Consider the following 18912-nt stretch of genomic DNA (forward strand, 5'->3'; position numbering starts at 1 on the left):
GTGGATCTGATCACCCAATTCCCCCTCGGCGACGATCTCGCCGTCACCCTGCTCGTCCTCGGCCTGCTGGCCGTGGCCGCGCTCGTCGTCGGGGCGGTCGTGCCCACCCGGCTGCGGCGCGACGAGGACAGCGCCGAGGTGGACCCGACCCTCGGACGACGGCTCGGCGCGCCGCTGCTGTCCTCCGCCTCGATCCTGCTGTGGGTGGGGCTGCCGCTCGCCGTGGTGGTGTACCTGGCCCCCGGCGGGACCGACGACCGCATCCTGCGCTCGGCGATGCTGCTGGTCGGGCTCGCGCTCGGCCCGCTCGCGGCCTGGCGGGGCCTGGCGATCCAGCTCGCCGCGCTCGGCGTCGATCCCGAGCGGCGCGGGGCGATGGTCCCGCGTCTGGGGGCGCTCACGGTCGCCGGCGCGCTCGCGCTCGCCGCGTTGCCCGTGGTGATCGCGGTGTGGTTCCTGCAGACCACGGCCGGGCCGGCGCTCATCGCCCTCGCCGCGGGCGCCGCGATCTCCGCCCTCGTGGTGCGTGCCAGCGCGGCCCCGGTCGAGGCGGGAGCGGCCGCGGCTGCGGTGCTGGTCGGCACCGACGAGCACGAGCTCGACGTCGACGACGAGGAGAACCTCGGCGGCCCCCACCTGCGCAGCGCCCGCATGGTGCGCCGCGGCGGGGCCCTCGGCGCCGACCTCGTCGCCGTCGCGACCGCCGGCGCCGCCCTCGGCGTGCTGCTCGGCGTGCCCGTCCTCGCGGCCGAGGGCTTCGTCGTCACGCTGCTGGCGCTGGGCACCGCGCTGCTCGCCGCGGGCGTCGCCGCCGTCGTCCCCCATGCGGGCCGCGAGGGCCACGAGCGCGGTGCGCTGCAGCTGGGCGGGCTGATCCCCTCCGTGCTCGGCACCGCCGGCGCGGTCGCCGCTGCGGCGCTGTGGATCCCCTCCCAGTACAAGGACCTCCGCTTCGAGGACGTAGGGCTCGAGAACCTCACCGACCCCGCGATCACCGGCGGCACCGACACGCCGCGCGCGCAGCTCGAGCCGCAGATCGAGGAGCTCGGCGGCGACCTGAGCCAGTTCATCTCCCAGACGGACGACTCGCAGTACGCCTCCGCCTTCCTCGACATGCTCGCCCTCTACGGCATCACCCCGAACGTCGTGGTCGCCGCGGCGCTCGGCCTCGGCGCCCTCGCCGCGCTCGCGACGGTGCTGCTGCTGGGCGGCACCGGCCACCGCCTGGGCGGCTCCGTGCTGCGCACCGCCCGCACCTCCCGCACCGGCGGGGCGCTCGGCCTCACCGCCGGCCTGGGCTCCTCGGCGCTGACCGCCGCCGGGGCGCTCGCCCTCGTGGTCCTCATCGCCGCCGTGCTCTCCGTGCTCGCCGCCGGAGTGCCCTCCCTCGCCCTGACCCTCGCGGTCCACGCCGGCCTCGGCGCGCTGATCGTGGTCGCCGGCCATGCGGGGCCGCTGCTCGCCTCCACGCTGCTGGACCGCGCCGGGGCGGAGAGCGGCTCGCGCCGCGCCGCGGGCGGCATCGCGACCGGCCCGCTCGGCGCGCTGCTGCTCGCCGCGGTGCTGATCGGCCTCGGCGCACTCGGCCCCGTCGTCTCCGCGCTGCAGCTCGCCCCGCGCGCCGCGACCGTGTGGGAGGACCGGGCACTGCACCTGGCGACCCCTGCCTCGCTCACCCTGCTCGGCGGCGTCGCCCTCGGCGTGGTGACCGTCCTGCTGATGACCTCCTCGCTCCTGGACGGTGCCCGCCGCCTCGGCGCGAACGCGGTCGTGGAGACCCGCGCGGCGATGCTCGAGGGCCGTGACGGCGCGGAGCTGCCCGAGCTGCCCGAGATGGTGCGACGGGCCGCTCTGACCCCCGTGGTCGTCGCGGTGCTCGCCCCGGTGGTGGCCGGCTTCGGGCTCGGCCCGGCCGCCCTGCCGGGCCTCGTCGTCGGCGTGGTGCTGACCGCGGCGGGCCTGGGGCTGTGGACCCTCGGCTCCGCCTCGACCCTCGCCGGCGCCTCCGCCGTGATCGGCTCCGGCCGCTACGGCGGCCCCGGCTCCTGGGGGCACTCCGGCGCGCTCGGCGGGGCGGTGCTCACCGGCATCCTGCGCTCCGTGATCGGCTCGGTGGCGCTGCCGCTGGTGCTGACCGCCTCGCTGCTCTCCGCGCTCGCGGTGAGCGCCGTGGTGGGGATGAGCACCGACGGCACCAGCTCCTATCTCCGCTGGGGCATCGCCGTGGTCGCGATCATCATCGCGCTGACCTGCTGGGTCATCACCGCCACCGCGCCCGAGGTGGACCTCGAGGACGAGCACGAGGAGCTGTCCCGCCCGCTCTTCTCCCGCATCGCGGAGGAGGCCCCGGAGGACTCCCTGGACGCGATGGACTGGGAGGTCGACGAGGAGGACCGCCACGAGGTCACCGTCACCGCCCGGCCCACCCGCAGGAAGCGCAAGGGCAAGGGCTGAGAGGACCGGGCGCCGAGCACCCGGACCGGACAGAGGGCCCGGCCCGCCTCTCCAGGGAGGCGGGCCGGGCCCTCTGTCACGACTGCGCGCTCACGACTGCGCGCTCACGACGGCGCGGTCACGACAGCGCGCTCATCACCGCGCCGCTCACGACCGCGCTCAGACGGTCGCGCCGAGCCCCTGCAGCACGAAGCGCTCCAGCGCCTCGCGCGGGTAGCGCTTCGCGGAGGAGCCGACGAGCAGGCCGTTGATGATCCGGACGGTGCCGGTCACGTCGAGGTCGGCGGAGAAGTCGCCCGCCGCGATCCCGGCCTCCACGATCGTGCTGAGCACCTCCTCGATCAGCACCACGTGCTCGCGCATCCGCGAGGCCGCGTCGGGGGTGAGGGAGGCCCGACCCGCGGCCTGCGGGACGTGGAAGGAGACGGTGAGCTCCAGCTGGGTGCGCACGTAGGCGATGACCGCCTCGCGCGGGGTCGCCGAGTCGCTGACCCCGGCCCGCAGCTGGGTGATGTAGTCCGTCGTCTCGTGGATCGCGTACTCGATCAGGAGGGTCTCGCGGTCGGGGAAGTGGTTGTACATCGCGGTGCGGCCCACGCCGGCCGCGGCCGCGATGCGGGAGAAGGTGATGGTCTCGAACTCCTGGGTCTCCAGCAGCTCGGCCAGGGCGGCGAAGATCTTCTCCCGCGTGCGTTCGCGGTGCTCCTCGAGCGACCCTCCGATGATCTTGGGCATGCCGCATTCTTACACTCACCGGGACGTTCGACAGAACCCGTGTGCCGCAGACCCCTGCGCGGCGGGGATCGGAACGCGTCACGCCGCGGCGGGGAGCGAGGTGGGAGAAGGGCGCGGGCCCACTCGGACGTGATCCTGGACTTCGACCCCTGACATGACCCCGACATGACGGAGCCGCGACCTCCGGGGACGGAGATCGCGGCTCTGGTCGCGAGAGCGGGTGACGGGAATCGAACCCGCGCTGTCAGCTTGGGAAGCTGAAGTTCTACCATTGAACTACACCCGCGAAACGGTGCCCGGCCGGAGCAGGAGGCCTGCCGTCCGAGCGAACGGGAGACAGCATACCCCCTCTCCGGAGTGGTCCGCGAACCGGGATGATTCGGGACGGGCTCACGCACGGCGCCGGCGGGGGACTAGTCTGGTCGCCGTGCTGCTGAGCGATCGAGACATCCGGGCCGAGATCGAGGCCGGACGGGTGCGGCTGTCCCCCTTCGACGAGGCGATGATCCAGCCCGCCTCCGTGGACGTGCGGATCGACCGCTTCTTCCGCCTCTTCGACAACCACAAGCATGCCCTGATCGATCCCTCGATCGAGCAGGCGGACCTCACGCGCGAGGTCGCCGTCGATCCCGACGAGGCGTACATGCTGCACCCGGGGGAGTTCGTGCTCGCCTCGACCTACGAGCAGATCACCCTGCCAGGCGACGTCGCCGCCCGGCTGGAGGGCAAGAGCTCGCTGGGCCGGCTGGGGCTGCTGACCCATTCGACCGCCGGGTTCATCGACCCCGGCTTCGACGGGCACATCACCCTGGAGCTGTCGAACATGGCGACCCTCCCGGTGGCGCTGTGGCCCGGCATGAAGATCGGCCAGCTGTGCTTCTTCCGCCTCTCCAGCCCGTCGCAGAACCCCTACGGCAGCGCCGGGAACCTCAACCGCTATCTCGGCCAGCGCGGGCCCACGCCCTCCCGCTCGGCGCAGAACTTCCATCGCACCCGGATCCCCCTCCAGGAGGAGCAGCAGTGACCGAGCCGGTCCGCACCAGCCATCGTCTCCAGCTGCCGCGGGACACCGACCCCGCCGAGGTGCTCACGATGATCCTCAACGTCCGCCCCACCGCCCGGGAGGACGAGGACGGGGCGATCGAGATCGGGGACGACGTCCGCCTGGTCCCCGACCGGACGCCGCGCGGCGCGGGACGCTGGACCCTGGAGACCCCACGGGTGCGCGAGGACCCCGTCCCCGAGGGCATGGTCGACTCCCACGGCTACGGCCGCGCCTTCCCCGAGGGGCTGCCCTTCGGCGTGGAGCGGGAGAGCCTCGACCTGGCCTGGGCGCTCGCACGGCGTATGTACGGCGCTGTCGTCACCGACGACCACGTCCGCCTCGAGCCGCATCCGTACCACGTGCGGGACCTGACGGTCACGAGCCCCCACGCCCTCGCGCCGGAGTCCCTCGCCCAGCTTCTCGCGCCGCTCGAGCCGGAGGCGGAGCTGGACCGCGCCCCCGAGGAGATCTCCCGCACCGGCTACGGGCTCACCGCGCCGCTGCCCGGCGGCGACGTGATCGAGGTGCGGGTGGGGCGCAGCGCCCGCCCCGTCGCCCTCAGCGCCCTCGAATGGCTGGGCGATGCCGTGGACTACCAGCTGGTCCACGTCACCGCCGATCCGGAGGAGGACGCGATCGAGACGCCGGACGCCCCGACGGCGGAGCGCTGGCAGGAGGCGTACCGGCGCATCGGGGTGATCGCTGGGCTGATCGCCGAGAGCGTCGGCGGCTACGTCCTGGACCTCGACGGCCTCCTGGTGGACCCCGCCGACCTCGCCTGATCCCCTTCCGCCGCCCGGCCCCTCGCCTCGCGCTGCCGGCCCGCTCGACCTGCCGACGCCGGCCCGCTCGATCTGCCGACGCCGGCCTGTCGCTGTCCGACCCTCCGGCGTCGCCGCGGCGCTGTCCGACGGTCCGGCACCGCCCTGTCGCCACGGGGTCATGTCGGCTCGTGGCGTGTGGCGTTCCTCTGCGCCACATATGGCATAGAGGAACGCCACACGCCACGACCTGACCATCGCCCGCCGCCGCCGCCGCCGCCCGCCGCCGCCGCCCGCCGCCGTCGCCCGCCGCCGTCGCCCGCCGCCGCCGTCGCCCGCCGCCGCTGTCGCCCGCCGCGGTCTCCGGGGTGAGCGGCGCGGGCGACACGCACCGGTCCCCGGGAGGCGTCGGGGCGAGCAGGCGTCGCGGTGGGACAGAGGCCAGGACGCGCGGACGTAGGGAGGTCAGGCGCCGGCGGAGGGGGCCTCGGCGCGTGAGTCGGCGGTCGAGGCGGCGCGTCCCGCGGCCCCCAGCCGGATCGGCAGGAAGGCGACCAGTCCCAGCGCCATCACGATCACGATCCCGAGGATCCCGGTGCGGGTCTCGCCGGAGAGCGCGACCGTCGCGGCGAAGGCCGCGGTGCCGAGGAACCCGAGCGCCCGGCCCGTCGTCGCGTAGAGTCCGAAGTTCTCCGTCTCCCGGCCCGGGAGCGAGAGCCGGGTGAGCAGGTTCCGCGAGGCGGACTGCACGGGGCCGACGAACAGGCAGATCGCCAGGCCCGCGACCCAGAACACGATCGTCGGCTCGAAGGCGAGCACCACCAGGCCCAGCACGATGATGCCGGCGCAGCCGGCGATGATCACGGGGCGGGGGCCGACGCGGTCGTCGACCCTCCCGCCGAGGAACACCCCGACGCCGGCGACGAGGTTCGCGGCGATGCCGAAGACGATGATCTCCACCGCCCCGAAGCCGTAGGCATTCGCGGCGAGGACGCCCGCGATCGAGAACACGGCGCCGAGTCCGTCACGGTAGATCGCGGAGGCGACCAGGTACTGGAGCATCACCGGCTCCTCCTTCACCGCCCGGAGCACGCGGCGGATGATCGAGGCGTAGCCCTGCCAAGGGCTCCAGCGCTCGCCGGGCGCGGTGGCCGGGTGGCGCGGGGCGCGGAGCATCAGCGGGAGCGTCCCGAGGAGGATCCACAGCGCCACGAACAGGGGGATCGCCCGGTAGTTCCAGCCGTCCTCGCCCGTGATCCCCAGCATTCCCGTCCCCGGCATCACGAAGAGCACCAGCACCAGGCCCAGGCACACGATCGAGCCCCAGTAGCCGACCGCCCAGGCGGTCCCCGAGATCCGTCCCCGGTTCTCGGGCGTGGAGATCTCCGGCAGCACCGAGTTCACGAACACGCCGGCGAGCTCGCTGAAGACGACCGCGAGCGCGATCAGCACCGCTCCGAGGGTGAGGTAGTCGGAGTCGAGCCTCACCAGCGGCATCAGCGCGACGGTCGCCACGGTGGCGAGCGTCGTGATCCGCAGCAGGGCGTTGCGGGCGCCGCCGGAGTCGGCGAGGTTGCCCAGCAGCGGGGCGAGCAGCGCGACGGCGACAGCGCCGATCGACTGCCAGGTGGTCAGCACCTGCGAGCCGTGGGCCTGCGCGGCGGTGATCGCCTCCTCGCCGACCGCGCCCTCGGAGGCGACGCCGCTGGCCACGTAGGTGGCGAAGACGAAGGTGAGGATGACGGAGCTGAAGGCGGACATGCCGCCGTCCCACAGTGCGAAGGGGACGACCGGGGGACGGAGCCGTCGGGGCGAGGTCATGGCCATACTCTACGGAGCGACGGGCCCCGTGCCGTGGGCCCCGCCCGCTGTGAGATCAGTGGAGGCCCAGGAACGGAGCCGCCCCCTCCCGTAGGATGGCACCTGGCCCTTTCCCCGCGCCGGACGGAGATTCCGTGTTCACGATGCTGCTCGCCCACATGGTGGCGGCGCTCGTGGCTCCCCTCCTCGTCCGCTGGATCGGGCGCAGCGCCTTCTACCCCCTGGCCGTGGTGCCCGCCGCCTCCGCCGTGTGGCTGGCGACCTTCGATCCGCGCACCCTCGGGGAGGCGCCGGTCGAGGTGTCCGTCCCCTGGATCCCCGCCTTCGGGATCGACCTCGCCTTCCGCCTGGACACCCTCAGCTGGGTGCTCGGCCTGATCGCCACCGGCATCGGGGCGATGGTGCTGCTGTACTGCGCGCGCTACTTCAAGGACTCCGAGCCGGGGCTGGGCCGCTTCGCCGGCGTGCTCACCGCCTTCGCCGGCGCGATGGTGGGTCTGGTCCTGGCCGACGACGTCATGGTGATCTACACCTTCTGGGAGCTCACCACCGTCTTCTCCTATCTGCTGGTGGGCCACTACCAGGACAAGCAGGCCTCTCGCCGTGCGGCGCTGAACGCCCTGATCTCCACCACCGCCGGCGGCCTGGCGATGCTGGTGGGCATGCTGATGGTCGCCGCCGAGGCGGGCACCCTGCGCCTGTCCGAGATCGTCGCGGACCCGATGTGGACCGAGGCAGGCCCCTTCCTGATCACCGCCATGGTGCTCATGCTCGCGGGCGCGACCAGCAAGTCCGCGCTCGTGCCGACCCACTTCTGGCTCCCCGGCGCGATGGCGGCCCCGACCCCGGTCTCCGCCTACCTGCACGCCGCGGCGATGGTGAAGGCGGGCATCTACCTGATCCTCCGCATGGCGCCGGCGCTGACCCACCTCGAGGTGATCACGGTCGTCCTGGCGGTGCTCGGCGCGGCGACGATGCTGCTCGGCGGCTGGCGCGCGCTGCGGCAGACCGACATCAAGCTGCTGCTCGCCTACGGCACCGTCTCCCAGCTCGGATTCCTCGCCGCCGTCACGGGCCTGGCCACTCACGACGCGGTGCTCGCGGGGCTCGCGATGCTGATCGCCCATGCGCTGTTCAAGGCACCGCTGTTCATGGTCGTGGGCATCATCGACAAGCGGTTCGGCACCCGCGACCTGCGCGTCCTCTCCGGCGTGGGCCGGGTAGCGCCCGTCCTCGCCGTGATCGGCACGCTCTCGGCCGCCTCGATGGCCGCGGTCCCGCCGCTGTACGGCTTCGTCGCCAAGGAGTCGATCTACTCGGCGCTCTGGTACGCGGGCGGCTGGCAGCGCCTGCTCCTGATCGCGCTGGTCGCCGGCTCCGTCCTCACCGTCGCCTACTCCTGGCGCTTCGTGCGCGGTGCCTTCGGCCCGGCACCCGGCGCCCCCCGCGTCGCCGCCGTGCGGATCACCCCGCTGTACTGGCTCGCGCCCGCGCTGATCACCGCAGCGTCCCTCGCCCCGATCGTGCTGACCTCGCCGCTGGAGGAGGTGCTGCGCACCTACGCCTCGGTGCTCCCGGAGACGGGGGAGGGGATCCACCTCGTGGTCGTCCCGCACCTGGGAGTGCCGCTGCTCGCCTCGGCGATCACCCTCGGCCTGGGCATCGTCCTGTGCCTGATCCCGCGGCCCGTGGCGCTGCTCCAGAAGGCGGTCTCCCCGTTGACCTGGGCGCCCGAGCGGGCGCTGGACGTGCTCGACGCCGAGCGCGGCTTCCGCCGGATCCTGCGCACGGTCGACAAGCTCTCGATCATCATCACGCCCCTGTTCCAGCGGGGCTCGCTGCCCTACACCCTGGGCACGATGCTCGTGGTGCTGCTGGCGCTGGTGGCCCCGGTCGCGCTGACCCAGTCGCCGCTGCCGGACAACCTGGTGCTCTTCCAGCACCCGGTCGAGCTGATCGTCCTTCCCGTCGCGGCGCTCGCCGCGATCGGCGCCGCGCGCTCCCGGCGCCGTCTGCGGGCGGTCTTCCTGATCACCGTCACCGGCTACAGCGTGGCCGTGCTCTTCCTGGTCGCGGGCGCTCCCGACGTCGCCACCACCCAGGTGCTGGTCGAGACCGCGATGACCGTCGTGCTCGTGCTCGTGCTGCGCCGCCTGCCGCTGCACTTCTCGCGCCGGCCGCTGCGCATCGGCGCCTGGGGCCGATGGGCGATCGCGATCTCGACCGCGCTCGTGCTGTGCGGCGGCACCCTGTATGCGGCCGACGCCCGCTACCGCGAAGCGCTCGGCAAGGGACTGATCGAGCCTGCCTACGAGATCGGCGGCGGCCACAACGTCGTCAACGTGACCCTGGTCGACGCCCGCGTGTGGGACACGATGGGCGAGATCTCCGTGCTGCTCGTGGTCGCCACCGGCGTCGCCTCGCTGATCTTCGTGACCCGGCGCGAGCGGCCCATCGCCCGCGTGCGCGACCTCGACGCCTCGCGCACCTCGATCTGGCGCCGTCGCGCGGACCCGGCCCTGCCGCAGAACGCGCTCGACTTCGATGCGCGCCCCGATGACGTCGCGGGCGGCAACCGCTGGCGCACCTGGCTCTCGGCCGGGCTGACCCTCGCGCCCGAGCGGCGGATGGTGATCCTCGAGGTCATCACCCGCATCGCCTTCCCGATGATGATGATGTTCTCCGTATACCTGCTGATGGCCGGTCACAACCTGCCCGGCGGCGGATTCGCCGGAGGCCTCGTCGCGGGGCTGGCCCTCGCGGTGCGCTATCTCGCCGGGGGCCGCTACGAGCTCACCGAGGCCGCCCCGGTCCAGGCCGGCTTCGTGCTCGGCACCGGCATGGCCCTCGCGGTGATCTCCGGGGTGCTGCCCCTCCTCGTCGGCGGCAACGTCTTCTCCCAGGCGACGCCCGTGGTGCACGTGCCGCTGCTGGGCGAGCTGCACTTCCCGACAGCGCTGCTGTTCGACCTGGGCGTGTACCTCGTGGTGGTCGGCGTGATGCTCGACTTCCTGCGCTCCCTCGGCGCCCAGATCGACCAGCAGCAGGAGGCCGATGTCGATGCCCGTTAGCCTCGCCCTCCTCCTGACCGCCGGGGTGCTCATCGCCTGCGGCATCTATCTCGTGCTCGAGCGCACGCTGACCCGCATCATGCTCGGCTTCGTCCTAGCCGGAAACGGCGTGAACCTGCTGTTCATCGTCGCCGCCGGACCGATCGGGACCCCGCCCTTCGAGGGCAGCGGCGACCCCGAGCAGATGACCGATCCGCTGCCCTTCGCGATGGTGCTCACCGCGATCGTGATCTCGCTGGGCATCACCGCCTTCGGCATGGCGCTCGCGTACCGGGCCTGGCAGCTGTTCGGCCACGACGAGGTCCCCGACGACGTCGAGGACCGGCGCGTGCTGCGCCGTCGTCGGCGTCGCAGCGAGGACGCGGAGCGGCTGCCCTGGTCGCAGGCTCTCAGCGAGGAGGCGCGGCGCGGCGCGCTCGCCCAGTCCCAGGGGCTGGACGACGAGGACGACGACCCGCTGGGCTCGGACCTCACCAGCGCCGAGGACGTCCCCCAGGACGCGACGGAGGCCGACGAGGGCGACGCCGACTCGCTGCGCGAGACCGCGCGCCGCCGCCGCGAGCACCGCCGCGGGGAGGCCGTGGCGCTGCGCCACGAGATCCGCGACCGCACGAGCGACGAGGAGGACATCTGAGCATGGAGCTCCTCCTCGCCCTGCCCGTGATGCTGCCGCTCGTCGGCGCCGCGATCACGCTGCTGCTGCGCCACCACACCCGGCTGCAGCTCGGCCTCGCGGTGGTCACGCTGCTGGCGATCTTCGCGATCGCGCTGGTGCTGGCCTGGCACGTCACCCAGGAGGGCGTGCTGGTCCTGCAGATCGGCAACTGGACCCCGCAGCTGGGGATCGTGCTGGTCGCGGACCGGCTGACGGCGCTGATGCTGACCGTCTCGAGCTTCGTCACCCTCGCGGTGCTCGTCTACTCGAGCGCGCAGAGCGTGAGCGAGAACGTCGAGCGGACGCCGGTGGCGATCTACCACCCCACCTACCTCACCCTCGTCGCGGGCGTGTCCATGGCGTTCCTCGCCGGGGACCTGTTCAACCTCTATGTCGGCTTCGAGGTGCTGCTGGCCTCGAGCTACGTGCTGCTCACCCTCGGCGGCTCCGCGAGCCGCGTCCGCGCGGCGACCACCTACGTGATCGTCTCGGTGCTCAGCTCGGTGATCTTCCTGTCCGCGATCGCGGCGATCTACGCCGCCGCCGGCACCGTGAACATGGCCGAGCTCGCGGTGCGGCTGGACGGGCTCGAGCCCGGCACCCGCATGATCCTGGAGCTGATGCTGCTGGTCGCCTTCGCGATCAAGGCCGCGATCTTCCCGCTGAGCGCCTGGCTGCCCGACTCGTACCCGACCGCGCCGGCGCCGGTGACCGCGGTCTTCGCGGGACTGCTCACGAAGGTCGGCATCTACGCGATCCTGCGTCTGGAGACGCTGCTGTTCCCCTTCTCGCAGATCTCGAACCTGCTGCTGGCCGCGGCCGGGCTGAGCCTGTTCATCGGGATCCTGGGCGCCGTCGCGCAGACCGACCTCAAGCGCGTGCTGTCCTTCACGCTGGTCTCCCACATGGGCTACATGCTGTTCGGCATCGGCATGGTCACCCAGCTCGGCATGGCCGCGACGATCTACTACGTCGCCCACCACATCACCGTGCAGTCCACGCTGTTCCTCGCCGCCGGGCTGATCGAGCACCGCGGCGGGAGCACGAACCTCATCCGTCTCGGCGGGCTCCAGAAGCTCGCCCCGCTCATCGCGGTGCTCTTCTTCATCCCCGCGATGAACCTCGCCGGCATCCCGCCGTTCTCCGGCTTCATCGGCAAGGTCGGGCTGATCGAGGCGGGCATCGCCTATGACAACACCGCCGGGTGGATCCTCATCGCCGTCAGCGTCATCACCAGCCTGCTGACCCTGTACGCGATCGCGAAGATCTGGAACCGCGCCTTCTGGCAGGAGCCGAGCGAGGAGATCATCGCCCGGGACGTGCCGATGCCGAAGGTGATGACCGGCGCGACCACCGCCATGATCGCCTTCTCCCTGGCGCTGACCGTCTTCGCGGGGCCGCTGATGAACTACGCCGACGAGGCCGCGCACTCGGTCCTGCAGCGCACCCCCTACGTCGGCGCGGTGCTCGGCGACGAGGCGGCGGGGGACCTGCGCTACCGGATCGACGACCAGGGCCAACGGATCGAGGACGGCGTGACCGCGGAGGTGGACGGATGATCTCGCGACGGATCCGCGACCTGCGCCGCTCCTGGCTGTGGGTTCTCACGGCAGTGGCCCTGTGGTGCCTGCTGTGGGGCGGGATCGACCTGAAGAACGTGCTCGGCGGCGCCCTGGTGGCCGTGCTCGTCTTCGTGCTCTTCCCGATGCCTCCCACCGGCCACGAGCTGACCCTGCGCCCGGTGCGCTTCACCCTCTTCGTGCTGCGCTTCCTGACCGACTGCGCGATCTCGGCGGTGCAGGTGGGCTGGTTCGCGGTGCGTCCCGGCCCGCAGCCCCCGAGCTCCGTGATCGCGGTGCAGATGGCCTCCCGCTCGGACTTCTTCCTGACCTTCACGGGCGTGCTGTGCACTCTGATTCCGGGCTCGGTCGTGGTCGAGGCGCAGCGTGCCACCGGCACCCTGTTCCTGCACACCTTCAACGCGGGCACCCCGGAGGCCGTGGAGAAGGCCCGCGAGAGCGTGCGGGCGCAGGAGGAGCGTCTGCTGTGGGCCGTCGGCCGCCGCGAGATCCTCGAGGAGGCGGGTCTGCGATGAGCGCCTTCGACGTCGTCCTGGCGGTCTACGCCGTGATCCTCGCCCTCGCCGGCCTCGCGATCGTGTACCGCATGATCGTGGGCCCCACCATCCTGGACCGTGCGATCTCGAGCGATTCCCTGGTCACCCTCGTGGTGATGGGCCTGGCGCTGCACGTGGCGCACTCCGGCGCGGCCTGGGCGGGGCCCGCGATGCTGAGCCTGACCGGGCTCGCCTTCGTCGGCACCGTGACCTTCGCGCGCTTCGTCGCGCGGGAGGACCCGATGCAGGGCCGGCGCCGCCCCCATCCCCAGGAGCCCGATGCGGACACCGGGCCGCACGAGGCGATCCACCTCGAGACCGACTCCGCCTCCGAGGACGGCTTCGCCACCGAGGGCGGCTTCGCCTCCGAGGACGGCTTCGTCGGCGAGGACGGGTTCGGTCAAGAGGCCGGCACCGCCTCCGAGGACGGCGCCCTCGTGCCCGAAGACGAGCACGCCCGCGTGCTCGGGGCGGCGGACCCGGCGGGGGAGGCCGACGACGGCTCCGAGGAGGGCTTCGGCCTCGACGGCACGACGGACGGCTCCGACGCGGGCGACCAGGGCTTCGAGGACGACGACCGGCTCGCGGACGGTCCGACGGGAGGTGCACGATGAGCGCGGTCGAGATCATCGCGTCGGTGCTGATCGGCGCCGGACTCCTGCTGGGCGTCCTCTCCGCGATCGGGCTGAACCGCTTCGACGGGGTGCTGATGCGCATCCACGCCGCCTCCAAGCCGCAGGTGCTCGGCCTGATCCTGGTCTTCGCCGGGGCGGCGCTGGCCGCGAGGTCGTGGAGCGTCGCGGCGTTCCTGCTGGTCGTGCTGCTCGCGCAGATGCTCACCGTCCCCGTCGCGAGCGCGATGGTGGGGCGCGCCGCATTCCGCCGCGGCTTCGTGCGCGGCGGCGACTACGCGATCGACGAGCTCAGCGAGCGGCTCGCCACCCCGTCCGACGACGATGACGACGAGGACGGCTTCGTCGACGAGCCGGACGACGACCACGAGGACCTGCACGGTGGCGGCCATGAGCTGTTCCCCGAGAACGTCGTCACGGACACCGTCGCGCCCCTCACCGGACGGAACTGGGAGGAGCCGGAGGGCGGCGCCGCGGACGTCGAGGACGAGGACGGGCTGGACATCGACCTCGACGACGAGACCGAGCTCGAGGCCGAGGAGGTCGCCGAGCGCGACGAGCGGCGCTGACCGGCGGCACCGCCAGGCGACACCGACCAGCGACACCGACGACGACGCCCGTGCCCGCGATCACCGGGCACGGGCGTCGTCGTGCGGGGGAGCGGGGGTCCGGGACGCTCGGCGCGTCCCGGACCGGCCGGGCTCAGAACAGGCCGATGGACTCCCCGGTCTCGGTCACGCCCATGCGCAGGGCGGCCGGCTCCTTGGGCAGTCCGGGCATCGTCATGATCGCGCCGGTGAGCGCGACGATGAAGCCCGCCCCGATCTTCGGCACCAGATCGCGCACGTGCAGCACGTGCCCGGTCGGGGCGCCGAGCGCGGAGGGATCGTCGGAGAACGAGTACTGCGTCTTCGCCACGCACACCGGCAGGGTGTCCCAGCCGTTGCGCCTCAGCATCCGCAGCTGCGCCGGAGCACGGTCCTCGAAGACCACGTCCTCGGCGCCGTAGACCTCGCGGGCGAGGGTGCGCAGTGACTCCTCGATCCCGTCGGCGGGATCGTAGAGGTGGTGGAAGTCGGGCTCGTCCTGCTCGATCGCGGCGAGGACCTGCTCGGCGACGGCGCGGCCGCCCTCGCCGCCCTTCGCCCACACCTCGGACAGCGCGGCGCGGAAGCCCTGCTCCTTCGCCCAGTCGAGCACCGCCTCGAGCTCGGCCTCGGTATCGGTGGGGAAGCGGTTCAGCGCGATCACCGGCTCGAGGCCGAACTTGCGCAGGTTCTCGACGTGACGGGCGAGGTTCTCGGTGCCGCGCAGCGCGGCCTCGATGTCCTCGGTCGCCAGATCGGTCCTGGCGAGGCCGCCGTGCATCTTCAGCGCGCGCACCGTGCCGACCACGACCGCGGCGTCGGGGGCGAGGTCGCCCACCCGCGACTTGATGTCCAGGAACTTCTCCGCCCCGAGGTCGGAGCCGAAGCCCGCCTCGGTGACGGTGATGTCCGCGAGCGAGAGCGCGAGCCGGGTCGCGGCCAGCGAGTTGCAGCCGTGGGCGATGTTCGCGAAGGGGCCGCCGTGCACGAGCGCGGGGGTGCCGCCGAGGGTCTGGACCAGGTTCGGCAGCAGCGCGTCCTTGAGCAGCATCGTGATCGCGCCGCCCACCTCGAGGTCCTCGACGGTGACGGGCCTGCGGTCGTAGGTGAAGCCCACGACGATCCGGTCGATCCGCTCCTGCAGGTCCTTCAGGTCCGTGGCCAGGCACAGCACGGCCATGATCTCGGAGGCGACGACGATGTCGAAGCCGTCCTCGCGCGGGACGCCCTGGGCGGCGCCGCCCAGGCCGATCACGGTCCTGCGCAGGGCGCGGTCGTTGACGTCGACCACGCGCTTCCACTGGACGCGGCGTGGGTCGATGCCCAGCGCATTGCCCTGGTGGATGTGGTTGTCCACGAGGGCGGCGAGGGTGTTGTTCGCGATCTGGATCGCGTGGAAGTCGCCGGTGAAGTGGAGGTTGATGTCCTCCATCGGCACCACCTGGGCGTGGCCGCCGCCGGTCGCACCGCCCTTGATGCCCATGATCGGGCCGAGCGCGGGCTCGCGCAGCGCGACCATGGTGCGGTGGCCCATCAGCGAGAACGCGTCGGCCAGGCCCACGGTCGTGGTGGACTTGCCCTCGCCGGCCGGGGTCGGGGACATCGCCGAGACCAGCACCAGGCGCCCCTGCTTCCCGCTCGGGGTCATCTGGCGCACGTCCACCTTGGCCTTGTAGGAGCCGTAGGGCACGAGAGCCTCCGTGGGCACGCCCGCGCGCTCGGCGATCTCCGTGATCGGCTCCAGGGTCGCCGCCTGGGCGATGGCGAGATCAGGGTTGTCGGCTGACATCATCGTCCTCCATTTTGTGGTCTCTCACCCGGGCATCGGCGTCCGGGCAGGGTCGTGGCCCACCTTACGGGGCAGATCCTGGGCATATGCCGTCCCCTTGTCGGATGGACGTAGCCCGGTCGTCGCGCTCCCTCGTCGCCGCCGGCTGCGACCTCGCGAAGGACCGCGGGACCGGCGCCGGCCGGCAGGATCGTGGTCGGCCGCCGGCGCCACAGCGACCGCTATGCCCATATAGGCATAGCGGTACGCCATACGCCATCACCTGACCATCGCGCCGTGCCGCTGCCGACATGGGGAGAGCCGGTGCCGGACTCCCGGAGCGCCTCCGGAGGGGTCGGGCGCCCGGACGGGTCAGGCAGAGGTTCCGAGCCGTTCGCGGAGGATGCGCGCACCCTCGCCGTCGAGACCGTCCGCAGCAGAGGACCGACCGGCCATCGCCAGCACGAGGTCGATCGACGCGCCGCGTACGACGGGACCGTCACCCAGGACCACGTCGAGATCCGTCGGGAGGAGTTGCATCCCCTTCACGAGCGTCGCGCTGTTCACCGCGAAGTCCTTGCGGGCGAAGAGCTCCGCGACGATGCGCAGCGCGCCGGGCGAGGGATCGAGGCGCAGGCCGAGCGGGCGAGCGATGTCCTGACCGTGGACCACGACCTCGCCGAGTGCCGCGTCGAGCGCGCCGAACGGGGCGGTCGTCGAGGACATCGTCGCCCGGAACGAGGAGAGGGCGGCCGCAGGTGCGGGCTCGAGATGCCGGCGCATGAGGCGGTCGTTGTGGCGGTCCGTGTCGAATCTCGTCAAGAGCATGTTCAGCATCCACGACGGCGTCGCGGTCGAGGCGGCGGCGGTGAGGTGGGCGACCGTCTCGCGCACGGACCAGGAGTCGCAGAGCGTGCTGTGCTCCCACTGGTCGTCGTCGAGAGAGGCGAGGAGATCGGCGAGACGGGAGCGCTCGGTGCGGAGCAGGCGCGGCAGGTCGGGCATGTCGCGATACTAGGGCCGGGAACGACGAAGCCCCCTGGCGGACCAGAGGGCTTCGTGGTGGTGGCTCCGACCGGCGTCGATCCGGTGACCTTTCGATTTTCAGTCGAACGCTCTACCAACTGAGCTACAGAGCCGTGGTCGCCGTGACGACCGAGGACAAGCGTAACAGCCCCTGCACGGTGGTGCGCACCGGATCCGCCCCGGTGAGAGGCAGACCACGGCGGCGGGCCCGGGCCCGGGCGCTCAGGCCCGCCGCCACCCCGCAGCCGATCCGCCTCCACCCCAGCCCCGTGCCGCAGCCTCGGGATGGGCCGGGAGAGCGAGGTCGGGGCCAACGGGGGGCGGCTCCGCCCGCGGTCCGTCGGTGCGACAGGACGAGCGGGGCATCGCGGATCAGGGGAGCGTGATCAGCGCCTTGCCGAGGTTGTCGCCGCGCAGCATCCCGACGAACGCCTCCGGCGCCTTGTCCAGCCCGACGGTGACGTCCTCGCGATAGCGCACCTCGCCGGCGGTGACCCAGGCGCCCATCTCGCGCTGGAAGTCCTCGAACATCGTCGGCGCGAACTCGCGCTGGATGAAGCCGCGCAGGGTGAGGCTCTTGGCGAGCACGTGACCCATGAGGGCGCCGCTGCGGTCGGGCCCCTCCGGCAGGGAGGTGGCGTTGTAGTTCGCGGCGAGCCCGCACACGGGCACGCGCGCGAACTCGTTCAGCAGCGGCAGCACCGCGTCCCACACCGCGCCGCCCACGTTCTCGAAGTACACGTCGATGCCGTCCGGCGCCGCCGCGGCGAGTCGGCCCGGCAGATCCGGGGCGCGGTGGTCGAGCGCCACGTCGACGCCGAGCTCCTCGAGCAGCGCGACCTTCCGCTCGCCGCCGGCGATCGTGATCGTGCGGGCACCGCGCAGGCGGGCGATCTGCGCGACCGCGGAGCCGACGGGGCCGGCCGCCGCGGCGACGGCGAGGGTCTCCCCGGTCTGCACCTTCCCGATCGCGGTGAGACCCGCATAGGCGGTGAAGCCGGGCATCCCGAGCACGCCGAGGGCGGTGGTGACCGGCGCGGTCGCGGGATCGAGGCGACGCAGCCCCGCGACCTCCTCGACGCTGTACTCCTGCCAGCCGCCGTAGCCGAGGACCACGTCGCCCGGGGCGAGGGAGTCGTCGGCGGACTCGACGACCTCCGAGACGGTGCCACCGACGATCACGTCGCCGACCTCCATCGGAGCGGCGTAGGACTTCGCATCGCTCATCCGGCCGCGCACGTACGGGTCCAGGGAGATGTGCAGGGTGCGCAGCAGCGCCTCGCCCGGACCGGGGGAGGGGACGGGGGCGGTGTCGTGGAGGAAGTCGGAGGGGACCGGCTCGCCGTGCGGGCGGGAGGCGAGGCGGATCCGGCGGTTCTGCAGTTCGGTGCTCATGCCTCGAGCGTACGCAGTTCCGCAGGGGCACGAAGAAGGCCCCGGAGCGATGCTCCGGGGCCTTCTCGAGGGGCGACCCTGACCGGGCTTGAACCGGCGACCTCCGCCGTGACAGGGCGGCACTCTAACCAACTGAGCTACAGGGCCTCTTGTGTCTTCCGGCTTCTCGCCTTCCGACTCGGATAACTCTACCGGAGGTTCTGGGCTCTCACGACCACTTTCGCTGTGAGCCGCCTCGCACCTCGGCGGAGCAGTACCCCCAACGGGATTCGAACCCGTGTCGCCGGCGTGAAAGGCCGGTGTCCTGGGCCTCTAGACGATGGGGGCCCGGGGCGGTCGGAACCGCCCGTGTCAGAGCATACCCGCGGGCCCGGCACCGACGCTCGCGGGTTCGGGCGAGGTGCGTCCTATCCGACACGGATCCGCCCGGCGCGGAGACCGACGGCCCCACGGCGCGGGCGGGCGTGGTTCGATGACCGCATGATCCACATCAGCCGAGCGGAGTTCGAGGAGGCGGTCAACGACGCCCTGGACTCGCTGCCGGACGAGGTCGCCCAGGCGATCGCGGAGGCGAACGTCGCGATCCTCGTCGAGGAGGAGCCGACGCCCGAGCAGTCCCGCGGTGCCGAGCTGCTGGGCCTGTACGAGGGGGTGCCGCTGGATCGGCGCTCCGTCTTCGACGGGTTCCGCCAGCCGGACCGGATCTTCGTCTTCCGCGGCCCGCTGCAGCGCCATGCCCGCTCCCGCGAGCACCTGGTCCGCGAGATCGCGGTGACCGTGCTCCACGAGCTCGGCCACCTCTTCGGCATCAGAGACGAGCGCCTCCACGAGCTGGGCTGGGGCTGA

At 72.6% G+C, this 18912-nt stretch carries 15 protein-coding genes and 4 tRNA genes; 10 read left to right on the forward strand and 9 right to left on the reverse strand.

Going from position 1 to position 18912, the window contains the following annotated elements; translation table 11 throughout:
• Window positions 1-2454, forward strand: coding sequence for a pyrophosphatase (locus DEU31_RS03570; RefSeq protein ID WP_133675813.1), 2454 nt, complete (start codon window positions 1-3; stop codon window positions 2452-2454).
• 159 nt (window positions 2455-2613) lie between these two features.
• Here DEU31_RS03570 and DEU31_RS03575 read toward each other — a convergent pair whose 3' ends face one another.
• Both DEU31_RS03575 and DEU31_RS03580 read right to left on the reverse strand, forming a co-directional pair.
• The gene (locus DEU31_RS03575; RefSeq protein WP_053918353.1) at window positions 2614-3189 is read right to left on the reverse strand and encodes a TetR/AcrR family transcriptional regulator; all 576 of its coding nucleotides are present in this window, start codon (window positions 3187-3189) and stop codon (window positions 2614-2616) included.
• A gap of 215 nt (window positions 3190-3404) precedes the next feature.
• Window positions 3405-3475: transfer RNA gene (locus tag DEU31_RS03580), tRNA-Gly, on the reverse strand.
• A 141-nt stretch (window positions 3476-3616) separates the two neighbouring features.
• On the opposite strand from DEU31_RS03580, the gene dcd reads away from it, so the two are divergent.
• Together dcd and DEU31_RS03590 are read left to right on the forward strand one after the other, a co-directional pair.
• Complete coding sequence (gene dcd / locus DEU31_RS03585; protein ID WP_010550549.1) at window positions 3617-4213, forward strand: dCTP deaminase; 597 nt, start codon at window positions 3617-3619, stop codon at window positions 4211-4213.
• The gene (locus DEU31_RS03590) at window positions 4210-5016 is read left to right on the forward strand and encodes a hypothetical protein (protein WP_133675815.1); all 807 of its coding nucleotides are present in this window, start codon (window positions 4210-4212) and stop codon (window positions 5014-5016) included. The genes dcd and DEU31_RS03590 overlap by 4 nt, the downstream gene beginning before the upstream one ends.
• Window positions 5017-5460: 444 nt before the next feature.
• On the opposite strand, the gene DEU31_RS03595 is transcribed toward DEU31_RS03590, so the two are convergent.
• A complete protein-coding gene (locus tag DEU31_RS03595) occupies window positions 5461-6816 on the reverse strand; it encodes an MFS transporter (protein WP_166649370.1) in 1356 nt (451 codons plus the stop codon).
• Between the two features lie 143 nt (window positions 6817-6959).
• Between DEU31_RS03595 and DEU31_RS03600 the strand changes: the two genes are divergently transcribed.
• From DEU31_RS03600 to DEU31_RS03625, 6 genes are read left to right on the forward strand one after another with little or no spacing between them, the layout of a single operon-like run.
• The gene (locus tag DEU31_RS03600) at window positions 6960-9887 is read left to right on the forward strand and encodes a Na+/H+ antiporter subunit A (protein ID WP_166649409.1); all 2928 of its coding nucleotides are present in this window, start codon (window positions 6960-6962) and stop codon (window positions 9885-9887) included.
• A complete protein-coding gene (locus DEU31_RS03605; RefSeq protein ID WP_133675821.1) occupies window positions 9871-10521 on the forward strand; it encodes a Na(+)/H(+) antiporter subunit C in 651 nt (216 codons plus the stop codon). The genes DEU31_RS03600 and DEU31_RS03605 overlap by 17 nt, the downstream gene beginning before the upstream one ends.
• A 2-nt stretch (window positions 10522-10523) precedes the next feature.
• Window positions 10524-12101 carry a Na+/H+ antiporter subunit D gene (locus DEU31_RS03610; protein WP_166649371.1) on the forward strand — a complete coding sequence of 526 codons (1578 nt, stop codon included), beginning with the start codon at window positions 10524-10526 and terminating at the stop codon, window positions 12099-12101.
• The gene (locus DEU31_RS03615; protein ID WP_133675825.1) at window positions 12098-12637 is read left to right on the forward strand and encodes a Na+/H+ antiporter subunit E; all 540 of its coding nucleotides are present in this window, start codon (window positions 12098-12100) and stop codon (window positions 12635-12637) included. Before DEU31_RS03610 ends, DEU31_RS03615 begins: the two co-directional genes overlap by 4 nt.
• Window positions 12634-13272 (forward strand): monovalent cation/H+ antiporter complex subunit F, encoded by a 639-nt coding sequence (locus DEU31_RS16700; protein WP_166649372.1) that lies wholly within the window; start codon window positions 12634-12636, stop codon window positions 13270-13272. Before DEU31_RS03615 ends, DEU31_RS16700 begins: the two co-directional genes overlap by 4 nt.
• On the forward strand, window positions 13269-13859 hold the full coding sequence (locus tag DEU31_RS03625) for a monovalent cation/H(+) antiporter subunit G (RefSeq protein WP_053916976.1): 591 nt from the start codon (window positions 13269-13271) through the stop codon (window positions 13857-13859). The genes DEU31_RS16700 and DEU31_RS03625 overlap by 4 nt, the downstream gene beginning before the upstream one ends.
• A gap of 133 nt (window positions 13860-13992) precedes the next feature.
• On the opposite strand, the gene DEU31_RS03630 is transcribed toward DEU31_RS03625, so the two are convergent.
• The 6 genes from DEU31_RS03630 to DEU31_RS03655 form a co-directional block, all read right to left on the reverse strand.
• Window positions 13993-15666, reverse strand: coding sequence for a formate--tetrahydrofolate ligase (locus DEU31_RS03630; RefSeq protein WP_133676330.1), 1674 nt, complete (start codon window positions 15664-15666; stop codon window positions 13993-13995).
• A 351-nt stretch (window positions 15667-16017) separates the two neighbouring features.
• Complete coding sequence (locus DEU31_RS03635) at window positions 16018-16650, reverse strand: maleylpyruvate isomerase family mycothiol-dependent enzyme (protein WP_133675827.1); 633 nt, start codon at window positions 16648-16650, stop codon at window positions 16018-16020.
• Window positions 16651-16708: 58 nt separating this feature from the next.
• Window positions 16709-16784: transfer RNA gene (locus DEU31_RS03640), tRNA-Phe, on the reverse strand.
• A 259-nt stretch (window positions 16785-17043) separates the two neighbouring features.
• Window positions 17044-18066 (reverse strand): NADP-dependent oxidoreductase, encoded by a 1023-nt coding sequence (locus tag DEU31_RS03645; protein ID WP_133675829.1) that lies wholly within the window; start codon window positions 18064-18066, stop codon window positions 17044-17046.
• 73 nt (window positions 18067-18139) lie between these two features.
• A tRNA-Asp gene (locus DEU31_RS03650) sits at window positions 18140-18213 on the reverse strand.
• A gap of 107 nt (window positions 18214-18320) precedes the next feature.
• A tRNA-Glu gene (locus DEU31_RS03655) sits at window positions 18321-18393 on the reverse strand.
• 153 nt (window positions 18394-18546) lie between these two features.
• Between DEU31_RS03655 and DEU31_RS03660 the strand changes: the two genes are divergently transcribed.
• Entirely contained in the window at window positions 18547-18912 is a 366-nt protein-coding gene (locus DEU31_RS03660; RefSeq protein WP_133675831.1) for a metallopeptidase family protein, read from the forward strand.

It is taken from the genome of Brachybacterium sp. AG952 (assembly GCF_004362645.1).
GTDB lineage: Bacteria > Actinomycetota > Actinomycetes > Actinomycetales > Dermabacteraceae > Brachybacterium > Brachybacterium conglomeratum.